The sequence below is a fragment of the Nocardia sp. NPDC019323 genome (assembly GCF_044389845.1).
Taxonomy (GTDB): domain Bacteria; phylum Actinomycetota; class Actinomycetes; order Mycobacteriales; family Mycobacteriaceae; genus Nocardia; species Nocardia implantans.
The window spans coordinates 275540-287659 of sequence record NZ_JBIRYN010000001.1; the positions used below are offsets into that span (position 1 = coordinate 275540).

At 69.4% G+C, this 12120-nt stretch carries 7 protein-coding genes; 3 read left to right on the top strand and 4 right to left on the bottom strand.

Annotated elements, in window-relative coordinates; translation table 11 throughout:
• Window positions 1-67: 67 nt before the first annotated feature.
• From ACH49X_RS01270 to metH, 3 genes are all read right to left on the bottom strand, one after another.
• Window positions 68-739 carry an HAD family phosphatase gene (locus ACH49X_RS01270; RefSeq protein WP_323123997.1) on the bottom strand — a complete coding sequence of 224 codons (672 nt, stop codon included), beginning with the start codon at window positions 737-739 and terminating at the stop codon, window positions 68-70.
• Window positions 740-879: 140 nt separating this feature from the next.
• The gene (locus tag ACH49X_RS01275; protein WP_357207238.1) at window positions 880-2697 is read right to left on the bottom strand and encodes a protein kinase; all 1818 of its coding nucleotides are present in this window, start codon (window positions 2695-2697) and stop codon (window positions 880-882) included.
• Between the two features lie 346 nt (window positions 2698-3043).
• Window positions 3044-6640, bottom strand: coding sequence for a methionine synthase (gene metH / locus ACH49X_RS01280; RefSeq protein ID WP_195080068.1), 3597 nt, complete (start codon window positions 6638-6640; stop codon window positions 3044-3046).
• Window positions 6641-6807: 167 nt separating this feature from the next.
• Here metH and ACH49X_RS01285 point away from each other — a divergent pair, with 167 nt between their 5' ends.
• Together ACH49X_RS01285 and ACH49X_RS01290 are read left to right on the top strand one after the other, a co-directional pair.
• Entirely contained in the window at window positions 6808-7692 is an 885-nt protein-coding gene (locus ACH49X_RS01285) for a PAC2 family protein (RefSeq protein ID WP_039798445.1), read from the top strand.
• A gap of 102 nt (window positions 7693-7794) precedes the next feature.
• Complete coding sequence (locus ACH49X_RS01290; protein WP_357207236.1) at window positions 7795-10386, top strand: AMP-binding protein; 2592 nt, start codon at window positions 7795-7797, stop codon at window positions 10384-10386.
• On the opposite strand, the gene ACH49X_RS01295 is transcribed toward ACH49X_RS01290, so the two are convergent.
• Window positions 10288-10593, bottom strand: a complete 306-nt coding sequence (locus ACH49X_RS01295) for a hypothetical protein (RefSeq protein WP_083887588.1) — start codon at window positions 10591-10593, stop codon at window positions 10288-10290. The genes ACH49X_RS01290 and ACH49X_RS01295 overlap by 99 nt on opposite strands.
• 331 nt (window positions 10594-10924) lie before the next feature.
• Between ACH49X_RS01295 and ACH49X_RS01300 the strand changes: the two genes are divergently transcribed.
• Window positions 10925-12064, top strand: coding sequence for an XRE family transcriptional regulator (locus ACH49X_RS01300; RefSeq protein WP_357207234.1), 1140 nt, complete (start codon window positions 10925-10927; stop codon window positions 12062-12064).
• Window positions 12065-12120 lie beyond the last annotated feature (56 nt).

The following is a 12120-nucleotide window of genomic DNA, read 5'->3' on the forward strand; positions in this document are numbered from 1 at the left end:
CGCGCACACCCGTTGCGGCACAGTAACTCTCGACGAACTCAGGGGGCGGCGCGATCACCCTGTCGACTCAACCCCGCACGCGCAGAGCGTGTTCGAGATCCGCGACGGTCAGTCCGATCAGCGAATCCCGGAACACCCGCCGCGGCGCGTCCGGCACGGGGATCTCGCACGGGACGACCAGCACGGCGCAACCCGCCGCCTGCGCCGCACGCGCACCGGTCGGCGAATCCTCCACTGCCACACACTGCCTCGGATCGAGCCCGAGCAGCCCGGCGGCGCGCAGGTAGACGTCCGGCTCCGGCTTGCCGTGCGCCACCTCGTCGCCGCAGACCGAGACGTCGAAGAAGTCACGCCCCAGCGTGTCCAGACCGAACTCCGTGAGCGACCGCTTGGTATTGGTGACGAGCGCGCTGGACAACCCCGCGGCACGCACCATGGCGAGCGCGTCTTTCGCACCCGGCCGCCACGGGATGGGGCCGGTCATCAATTCGGTCACCCGCCGCTCCAGGAACTTCCCCGCCGCACGCAGCGAATCGGGGGTCGGCTCGATGCCGAGACCGGTGAACATGATCCGCAGCGCGTTCGGGCCGGACGCCCCGATCAGCGCGTGCCGGATCGCGTCGGTCATCTCGTGGCCGTGCTCGCGCGCCAGCTCCCGCACCGCGACGTCCCAGAGCTTCTCCGAGTCGAGCAGCGTGCCGTCCATGTCCCAGAGCACTCCAGCCAGTCGCGCTGTCACGTTTCGGTCCTTCTCCTAGATCATGTCCACGGTTACGGGCACGGCTCGGCCCCGGCCGCCGAAGCGGCCGGACGAACGTACCGAACCCGTGCCATCGAAGGTCTGCCACCGGGCACCCGGCCGACCTCTGGACTTCACCCCTAGGTGCCCGATGCGGCGATCTGCAGTTTGGCACTGTCGCCGACGACCTCGATCCAGCGGTTCTCGGAGGTCGTCGTGCCGTTCTTCAGGGTATAGGTCAGCGCGACCACCGCCCGGTTCGCACCGTTCTGCGTGACCGAGCCCACGCGCACCGACCGAATCGTGCCCCAGAAGTTCACGTAGGAGTCGTAACCGGTCTGCGCCTGGTATCCGGGTGCGAGCTGGGTCCACGCGCCGGACACGTTGGCGGGCAGCATGCCGTAGTAGCCCTGGATGAACGAGGCGATCCGGTCGGATGTCGGCGCGGACGGGGTGGTCGTCGCGGTGGCGGTCGGGCCGGTCGTGGTCGGGGCCGGGCTGGAGGTGGTGGGCTGCGGCGTGCTGCTGGGCGGCGGAGTGGTGGTGTTCGGGACAGGGTTCGTCGTCGGCGCCGGCGCGGTGGCTCCCGGGGCCGGCGGAGGCGGTGGGACGCCCACGGACGTGGCCGCGGGCCCCGGCACGGCCCCGGAGGTGGGCGCTGGGGAAGCCGAAGCCTGCGGCGGGGTTTGGGCGGGAGCTTGTGCCGGGGCCTGTCGTGGCTCCGGGCCGGCCGCGCCGGACGGTGCCACCGTGTTCTCGGGCGCCACGGCAGCCGGAGGCGCCACCGAGGACGTCGGCGCGGCGTCACCCTCGCCGTCCGCTCTGGTCAGCGTCGCGATGACGGCGACCAGGATCAGCACCGCGACCACCGCGGCGGCTTCCACGGCGATCAGCCGGCCGCGCTGCCGGACGCGCAGAACGCCCGGCAACGTCGCCACCAGCCCGGCCGCTCGCTTAGGCGCCGGCGGTGGCGTAACGGGTTGCGGCGCGGACCTACCCGGCACGATCGCGGTGACTCCGGTCTCGTCCGGCCGCTCCGGCGAAACCGTGGCGGCTCGGTTCGGCAGGACGGTCGTCGCGGCGGCAGCCGTTCCCGGCGCGGGGATCACCTTCGTCACCGGCGCGGGCACCTGGGGATCCCGTCCCGCCGCAACGGCTTCCAGGGCCTCTTTCGCCTCGCGCATGGTCGGACGGTCGGCGACGGACGGGGCGAGCAGGTACATCAGCACCGGCCCCAGCGCGCCCGCGCCCTCCGGCGCCGGGATCTCGGCCTGCGCGACCGCGTGCAGCAGGGCGAGCGGGTTGTCCCCCTCACCGAAGGGCGGGGTGCCCTGCACCGCCGCGTACAGCGTGGAACCGAGCGCGAAGACGTCCGACGCCGGTTCCGGGTCCTCGCCGCGGGCGACCTCGGGTGAGAGATAGGCCGGTGTCCCGGCGAGGAAGCCGGTGGCCGTGACCGTCACGTCGCCGACCGCCCTGGAGATGCCGAAATCGGTGATCTTGACCGTGCCGTCGTCGGCGACCAGCAGGTTCGCCGGCTTCACGTCCCGGTGCATGATCCCCGCGTCGTGCGCGGCGGCCAAGGCGCTCGCCGCCTGCGCGCCGATCCGCGCGACCTCGAGCGGCGGCAGCGTGCGATCGCCCGACAGTTTGGTCGCCAGGCTCGGCGCGTCCATGTACTCCATGACCAGCCAGGGCTGGCCGTCGTCCTCGGCCACGTCGAACACGGTGATGGCGTTCGGGTGGTGCAGCCGCGCGGCGATCCGCCCTTCCCGCATCGCACGCCGTTTCGCCTCCAGCGCAGCCGATCCGGTGAGTCCTGGACCGAGCAGCACCTGTTTGACCGCGACGGTGCGCTGCAGCCGGACGTCGGTGGCCCGCCAGACCACACCCATGGCGCCGGTGCCGATCGGATCCGTGAGCCGATACCGTCCCGCGATCAGTCGATCCGCCGTCATGGTGGTGTGCCTCTCCTACTTGCGCGCCTAGCCGTTCCGCACTCCACGCGCAAGCCGGGAGGGACTCCGAAAGCGTACGCGCCGAGGTGCTTTGCACCACTGAGCAGTGACGCGAACGCATCCGCCGACTGCCCCGGATGCAGTTACAACGCCTTCGACAATGGCACATCCACCCGACAGACATCCACCTCCCCACGCCGGCACCGGTGATCTCGCAGGTCAGCAGCGCGCGCCCACCCACGATGACGCGCCGACGAGCGCGCCGGGCGGTGCGTGACGCCGCATCCGGCCAGGTAGCGAAGGCCCTTGACGCGAGAGCATTTCGCTATGACCGGCAGGCCAAGGCTTACGCGTTGAAGTACTTCGCCTCCGGATGCAGCAGGACGAAGGCGTCCGTGGACTGCTCCGGATGCAGCTGCAGCTCCTCGGAGAGTTCGACGCCGATGCGACCGGCCTCGAGCAGGTCGACCAGTTTGGCGCGGTCCTCCAACTCCGGGCAGGCGCCGTAGCCGAAGGAGTACCGCGCGCCGCGATAGCCGAGCTTGAAGTACTCCTGCACGTCCGCCGGGTCGGAGTCGGCGACCGCGTGGCCGTCGAGGACGAGTTCCTCACGGATGCGGCGGTGCCAGTACTCGGCGAGCGCCTCGGTGAGCTGGACGCCGATGCCGTGCACCTCGAGGTAGTCGCGGTAGCTGTCGCCCGCGAACAGCTCGTTGGCGAAGTCGGCGATCGGCTGACCCATCGTGACCAGCTGGAACGGCAGCACATCCACCTGGCCGGTCGTTCGGGCGTAGTCCCGCGAACGGATGAAGTCGGCGATGCACAGGAACCGGTCGCGCTGCTGACGCGGGAAGGTGAACCGGTGCCGTTCCGGCGCGTCGGGGTCCGGTTCGGTGAGCACGATGACGTCATCGCCTTCGGACACCGCGGGGAAGTAGCCGTACACCACCGCGGCATGCTGCAACACGCCCTCGGTGCTCAACCGGTCCAGCCAGGCGCGCAGCCGCGGCCTGCCCTCGGTCTCCACCAATTCCTCGTAGCCGGGTCCGTCGCCGCCGCGCTGCCCACGCAGGCCCCACTGCCCCAGGAACAGCGCCCGCTCGTCCAGCAGACCCGAATACTCGTGCACCGCGAGGCCTTTCACCACGCGGGTGCCCCAGAACGGCGGTACCGGCACGGGCAGGTCGGCCGCGACGTCGGATCGCTCCGGCACCACGACGGGCACCTCGGCCGCCCGGCGTTCCGCGGCGATCCGCTTGGAGCGCTCGTGGCGCGCTTTGCGCTCGGCCGCCTTCTCCCGCTCGGCGATGGCCTCGGGGCTGTCCGGGTCGAGGTCGCCGCCGCGCTTACGGGTCATGATGTCGTCCATCAGCCGCAGTCCCTCGAACGCGTCGCGCGCGTAGTGCACGTCGCCCTCGTAGACGTCGGCCAGGTCGTTCTCCACGTAGGAGCGGGTGAGCGCCGCACCGCCGAGCAGCACCGGGAACTGATCGGCCACGCCTTTGGCGTTGAGCTCCTCGAGGTTCTCCTTCATCACCACGGTCGACTTGACCAGCAGCCCGGACATGCCGATGACGTCGGCCTTCTTGTCCACCGCGGCGTCCAGGATGGTGCCGATCGGCTGTTTGATGCCGAGGTTGACCACTTCGTAGCCGTTGTTCGACAGGATGATGTCGACCAGGTTCTTGCCGATGTCGTGCACGTCGCCCTTCACCGTGGCCAGCACGATGCGGCCCTTGCCGCTGTCGTCGGTGGCCTCCATGTGCGGCTCGAGGTAGGCGACGGCGGCCTTCATCACCTCGGCGGACTGCAACACGAACGGCAGCTGCATCTGTCCTGACCCGAACAGCTCGCCGACCGTCTTCATCCCGGCGAGCAGGGTCTCGTTGATGATCTGCAGCGGCGGCACCTCGGTCATCGCCGCGTCCAGGTCGGCTTCCATCCCGGCGCGTTCACCGTCGACGATGCGCCGCTCCAGCCGCTCGAACAGCGGAAGCGCGGCCAGTTCCTCCGCACGCGAGGCCTTCGACGAGGAGGTGGACACGCCTTCGAACAGGGCCATCAGTTTCTGCAGCGGGTCGTAACCCTCCGCGCGGCGGTCGTACACCAGATCCAGCGCGACCTCCCGCTGTTCCTCCGGAATGCGGCTGATCGGCAGGATCTTGGAGGCGTGCACGATCGCGGAATCCAGACCGGCCTGGACGCATTCGTGCATGAAGACCGAATTGAGCACCTGCCGGGCGGCCGGATTGAGGCCGAAGGAGATATTGGACAGGCCCAAAGTGGTCTGCACCCGAGGATGGCGGCGCTTGAGCTCGCGGATGGCCTCGATGGTCTCCAGCCCGTCGCGGCGCGACTCCTCCTGGCCGGTGCCGAGGGTGAAGGTGAGCGTGTCGATGATGATGTCGCTCTCCGCCAACCCCCAGTTGCCGGTGATGTCGGCTATCAGCCGTTCGGCGATCTCCACCTTCTTCGCCGCGGTGCGGGCCTGGCCCTCCTCATCGATGGTCAGCGCGACCACCGCCGCGCCGTGCTCGGCCACCAGGCGCATGGTCTGCTGGAAACGCGAATCGGGACCGGCGCCGTCCTCGTAGTTCACCGAGTTGACCGCGCACCGCCCGCCGAGGTGTTCCAGCCCGGCCCGCAGCACCGGGGTCTCGGTGGAGTCGAGCATGATCGGCAACGTCGAGGCGGTGGCCAGCCTGCTCGCCAGCTCCGCCATGTCGCGGGTGCCGTCGCGGCCGACGTAGTCGACGCACAGGTCGAGCATGTGCGCGCCGTCGCGGGTCTGGTCCTTGGCGATGTCCAGGCACTTCTGCCAGTCCCCGGCGAGCATGGCCTCGCGGAACGCTTTGGAACCGTTCGCGTTCGTCCGCTCGCCGATCATCAGCACCGAGGCGTCCTGCTCGAACGGCACCGCGGTGTACATGCTGGACACGCTCGGCTCGTGCACCGGCGCGCGCCGCTCGGCGATCGGCGGCAGGGTCGGCTCCACCTCGCGCACCGCGGCGGTGACCTGGCGGATGTGCTCGGGCGTGGTCCCGCAGCAGCCGCCGACCAGGGCGAGGCCGAACTCGGTGACGAACCCGCGCAGCGCCACGGCCAGTTCCTCGGGGGTGAGCGGGTAGACCGCCCCGTCGGCGCCGAGCACGGGCAGGCCGGCGTTCGGCATCACCGAGACCGGCACCTGCGCGTGCCGCGACAGGTGGCGCAGGTGCTCGCTCATCTCGTCCGGGCCGGTCGCGCAGTTCAGGCCGATCATGTCGATGCCGAGCGGTTCCAGCGCGGTCAGCGCCGCGCCGATCTCGCTGCCGACCAGCATGGTGCCGGTGGTCTCCACCGTGACGTGCGTGATGATCGGGATCCGGCGGCCCAGCTTCGCCATCGCGCGCTTGCTGCCGGTCACCGCCGCCTTGACCTGCAGCAGGTCCTGGCAGGTCTCGATGAGGATGGCGTCGGCGCCGCCGTCCAGCATGCCGAGGGCGGCCTCGGTGTAGGCGTCGCGCAGCGCGGCGAACGGGGCGTGACCGAGCGTGGGCAGCTTGGTGCCCGGCCCCATCGAGCCGAGCACATAGCGTGGCGTACCGTCGGAGGACGGCCCCATCTCGTCGGCGACCTCGCGGGCCAGCCTGGTGCCACGCTCGGAGAGGTCGCGGATCCGGTCGGCGATGTCGTAGTCGGCGAGGTTGGGCAGGTTGCAGCCGAAGGTGTTGGTCTCGACCGCGTCGGCGCCCGCTTCGAAGTAGGCGCGGTGGATACCGCGCAGCACGTCGGGGCGGGTGTCGTTGAGGATCTCGTTACAGCCCTCCAACCCGCGGAAATCGTCCAGGGTCAGATCGGCCGCTTGCAGCATGGTGCCCATCGCACCGTCGCCGATGACGACACGGCGGCGCAGCGTGTCGAGTAGCGTGGTGTCGAACTCGGCGGGGATGGACGCAGACATGCGCTCCAGCGTAGTGGGCGGGGCCGACGATCCAGGCCACGGCGTCGCGCCTCGGTGTCCTGGACCACACGCGCCGTGCGGCGCCGCCCTGTCCGCGCGCGGAAACACGCCACCCGGTCCGGCCGTCATACGACACGCCATTTCGCCGCACGCCGTAGGCTGACCGAGTGAACGCCAGTGAAACTCCCGATCCGGAACTGCCGACGTTGCGGGATCCGGTACTGGTCGCCGCCTTCGAGGGGTGGAACGACGCCGGTGACGCGGCCAGCGGCGCCGTCGAGCATCTGGAACTGATCTGGGACGCCGAGCCGTTGGCCGAGCTCGACTCCGAGGACTACTACGACTATCAGGTCAACCGGCCGACGGTGCGTCAGGTGGACGGTGTGACCAGGGAAATCCAGTGGCCGTCGACAATGCTGTCGGTCTGCTCGCCGCCCGGCAGCGACCGCGACGTGGTCCTGCTGCGCGGCATCGAACCGAATATGCGCTGGCGCAGCTTCTGCGGCGACCTGCTGGAGTTCATCGAACAGCTCGGGGTGCAGACCGTGGTCATTCTCGGCGCGCTGCTGGCGGACACTCCGCACACCCGCCCGGTGCCGGTGACGGGCTCGGCCTACAGCAAGGAGGCGGCCGAGCGGTTCAACCTGGAACAGACCAGGTACGAGGGTCCGACCGGGATCACCGGCGTGCTGCAGGACCAGTGCGTGAAGGCGGGGGTCCCCGCGGTGTCGTTCTGGGCCGCCGTCCCGCACTATGTCTCCCAGCCGCCCAATCCGAAGGCGACCATCGCGCTGCTGCACCGGGTGGAGGACGTGCTCGACATCGAGGTGCCGCTGGGTGAGCTGCCCAAGCAGGCCGAGGACTGGGAGACCGCGGTGAACGAGATGACCGTGGGCGACGAGGAGATCAGCGAGTACGTGCGCTCGCTGGAGGAGCGCGGCGACGCGGCGGTCGACGTGAACGAGGCGATGGCCAAGATCGACGGCGACGCCATCGCGGCGGAATTCGAGAAGTACCTGCGCAGACGGGGTCCGGGCAGCTTCGGTCTCTGATCGGTTGCGCGGCGGCGCGTTCGGCGCCGCCCGCCGGGTTCACCGGAAGTTCGCCGGGGGGCCACCTCCGGGTCGGAACGACCGCCTCCTACACTTTCGCCGGTGACCGCCCATCCGATCGTCGAGCGTCTGCGCACCTTCGACGAGCGGATCGCCGTCCGGTGCCCCGACCGCGCGGGCGCGAACGGCGGCGACCGGGCCTCGGTCCCCCGGCAGGTGACCTACGCTCGGCTTGCGTCGCTCGTCGAAGCCTTCGCCACCGAACTCGGCTCCGCCCGCCGCCTCGTCGCGCTCGCCGCGCGCAACGATCTCGCCTCGCTCGTCGCCTACCTCGCAGCGCTCGACGCCGGATGCGTCGTCTTGCTGACCGAGCGGATCACTGCGGAGTTGCGGGACGCCTACGACCCGGACGTGCTCATCGAGGACGGACGCACCCGAGTGGTCCGGCAGCACTCGGCGCATCGCCTGCATCCGGATCTCGCGCTGCTGCTGAGCACCTCGGGGTCCACCGGATCGCCCAAGCTGGTCCGGCTGTCGGCGACGAACCTGCGCTCGAACGCGGCGGCCATCGCCGAGTACCTGGCCATCGGACCGGACGACTGCGCGGCCACCACCTTGCCGATGTTCTACTGCTACGGACTGTCGGTGGTGCACAGCCACCTGTGGCGTGGGGCGAGCCTCATGCTCACCGACCAGTCGGTATTGGATACCCAGTTCTGGCACGCCTTCCGGGACTGTCGCGCAACGTCGTTCGCCGCTGTTCCTTACACCATCGATCTGCTCGACCGTATCGGTTTCGCCCGCATGGACCTGCCGCACCTGCGCTATGTCACCCAGGCCGGTGGGCGGCTCGCGCCCGAGCGGGTGCGGGAATACGCCGCGCTCGGCCGGGAACGCGGCTGGGAGTTCGTCGTCATGTACGGCCAGACCGAGGCCACCGCCCGGATGGCCTATCTGCCCGCGCATCTGGCCGACGCGCACCCCGACTGCATCGGAATCCCGATCCCGGGCGGTGAATTCACCCTCGAGCCGGTCGAAGAAGCCGACGACGGGGACGAATCGCGCGAACTGGTCTATCGCGGGGCCAATGTGATGATGGGGTACGCGACGTCCGCCGCCGACCTCGCACTCGGCCGTACGGTCGATGCCCTGCGCACCGGCGACCTGGCCCGGCGCACACCCGATGGCCTGTATCAGGTGGTCGGCAGGCGTAGCCGGTTCGCCAAGATCTTCGGACTGCGCATCGATCTGGAGCGTCTCGAATCCGGGCTCGCGGAGGCCGGTTGCACGGCGTGCTGCACCGACGACGACGCCCACCTCGTCGTCGCCGTGGAGACCTCCCGGTCCGATCCCACCGAACTCGCCGCCCGGCTGTCCGGACTGCCCGCAGCCGCCATCCGGGTCCACTCGGTCGGACGAATCCCTCGGCTACCGAACGGCAAACCCGACTACCCCGCTATCCGCCGCTTGGCCGAAGCCGCGCCGCAGGTGCGCGACATCCGCGCCGTCTACGCCACGACGCTCGGCATAGATCCCGCGCGGATCCACCCGGACAGCACGTTCGTCGACCTCGGCGGGAACTCGCTCACCTACGTGACCACCGCGGCACGCCTGGAGCGGGCGCTCGGCCGCCTGCCCACGGACTGGCCGAACACGTCCGTAGCGGAATTGGAACGGATACCGGCGGGGCGGAGGCGTTTCGGGCGCGCGCTCGACACCGGGACGCTGCTGCGCGCGATCGGCATCGTGCTCATCGTGAGCTCGCACGCCGGAGTGTTCGTGCTCTGGGGCGCGGCGCACGTGCTGCTCGGCGTGGCCGGCTTCAACTTCGCCCGGTTCGGCGTCACCGCCGCGCCGCCCGCCGAGCGATGGCGCCACACCATGCGCGCCGTGGGATACATCGCGGTGCCCACGGCGGTCTGGGTCGCGCTGACCCTGACCCGCACCGACTATTACGGCTGGCAGAATGTCCTGTTACTGAACAAGATCCTCGGCCCGCACGACAGCGCCACCGCCGGGCACCTGTGGTTTCTCGAGGTGCTGGTGTATTTCATGCTGGCGGCCGGGCTGCTCATCCGGATTCCCCTGGTGGACCGGTGGCAGCGGGCCGAGCCGTTCTGGTTCGCGATGGCCCTGGTCGCGCTGAGCCTCGTCTTTCGATACCAGGCGTTCGGTCTGTATTCGGCGAAGGATGTTCCGTTCTCTCCGCTGGCGGTGTGGCTGTTCGCGCTCGGCTGGGCGGCGGCGAAGGCGACGTCGATGTGGCAGCGGATGACGGTCAGCGCCGTCGTACTGATCACGGTGCCCGGCTATTTCGGTGTTCCCGAGCGGGAACGGTTGATCATGGCGGGTCTGCTCGCGCTGGTGTGGTTGTCCGCGGTCCGGGTCCCCGGCGTCGTCGCCGTCTGCGCGGCGGTGCTGGCCGACGGCTCGCTGTTCGTCTATCTGCTGCACTGGCAGGTATACCCGCTGTTCGAACAGCACCGGTTGGCGGGGCTGCTCGCTTCCCTGGCAGCGGGTGTACTCGTCACCGGCGCGGTGACCGGGCTGCGACGCTGGGGGTCGGTGCGGTATCGGGCGTTTCGGTCGCGGCGGTCAGCTCTCCACGGTCCACACCCGCGCCGCCGCCTCCTGAGCCAGTTTGGCGATCAGGATGTCGCGCGGAATCGTCTGACCGGCAAAGTGATCGAGTGAGGGAACCACGACATGGTGCGCGTCCGCGCGCTTGAGTTCCGCCGTGAGCTCGGCGAAAGCCGTCCCGTCACCGCCGGTCGATTCATGGAACGTTGCGGCGAAGCACAGCCCTTCCTCCCGGGCGAGGCTGCTCATCGCGGCCTCGAGCTCCTTGCTGTGGCCGTCGGCCAGATCGTCACGCAAGTATCCATAGATCAACGCTTCCACCCGAACCTCCGTTGGATTGGGATCGCTGTTCTCTTATGTGGATCCACCCGTTTTACGGGGTATTTGCGCTTCGTGCAAGAGCAGATGTACTTGCAACTGCTCTTACAGGAGGGGCTGGCAAACTTCTGGCGCCAGTTCAAGCATGCACAACGCGGGCCGGCGAAAGTAGCTGGCAACACACGGACATCTGCCTGCCCTCTTCGGGCCACCGAACGTTAACTGGTGCGATACTACAGACGTGGCCGCTACCGACGATCGACCCGTCTGGGCAGTCCGAATGCGTTCCGAGCGTGACGCGAGGGGGTGGTCGCAAGCCGACGCTGTTCGCGTGATGCGTGGAAAGTCTTCGCACAACCTGCCGACCGACAGTACTCTCCTACGCAACTGGCGCCGTTGGGAATCGGGCGAATCACGCCCCGACGACTTCTACGCGCCCATCATCGCCGCCACCTTCGACACGGTGACCGCGGCGTTCTTTCCCAAGGCCAGGCCGAACCGGGACGACGAATTGCTCTCGGCGACCGGCATGGACACCCTCGAGTTCATCGGACGCCTCCGTATGTCGGATGTGTCCTCGGTGACCCTGGAGGCCATCCGCATCACCGCCGAACGCCTGTGCTGCGAATACTCCTACGCCGACCCGCACGACCTGCACACCGAGGGCACCGCCTGGCTGCGCAGGATCACCTCGTTGCTGGACGGTCGCCTGACCCTCGCGCAGCATCGCGAGATCCTCGTGCTCGCCGGATGGGTGGCGCTGCTGGTCGGCTGCGTCGACTACGACCTCGGCCGGCGCACCGCCGCGGAGGCGACCCGCCGCGCCGCCCAGTCGCTGGCACAGGAGGCGGAGAACATCGAGATCGCCGCATGGGCAGCGGAAATGACCGCATGGTTCGCGCTGACCCAGGGCAACTACCGCGGCGTCATCGAGACCGTTCTGCCGACGCTGGAAGTAAGCCAGCATCTGCGCGTCGGTGTGCAGCTCGCCGCCCAGCGCGCCAAAGCGTGGGCGCGGCTGGGCAATCCGCGCGAGGTGGAAGCGGCGCTGGACGAGGGCCGAGCTATCTTGCAGCGACTCGATCATCCGGCGAATCTGGACAACCATTTCGTCATCGACGCGAACAAGTTCGACTTCTACGCGATGGACTGCTGCCGGGTCGCGGGCGAGGATCGGCTCGCCGAAACCTACGCGCGGGAAGTGATCCGCAACGCCACCCGCCCGGACGGCAGCGTGCGCAATCCGATGCGGGTCTCCGAAGCGCATCTGACCCTGGCCGTGGTCGCGGTGCGCGACCGTGACCTGGAACTAGCGGTGACCGAGGGCATGCGCGCGTTCGCGGGCAGCAGGCGGTCGGTGCCCTCGCTGATGTGGATCGCGGGGGAAGTCGCGCGCGAGATCATCGAGCGGTTCCCCGGTGACCCGCGCACCCGCGCGTACCTGGATCAGTTGCGTTCGTTGTCCGTCGAGTGAGCCGACCTGCGCCGCGGTCGCGGCGAACGTTGACGAACCGGACGCGGCCACGCCGG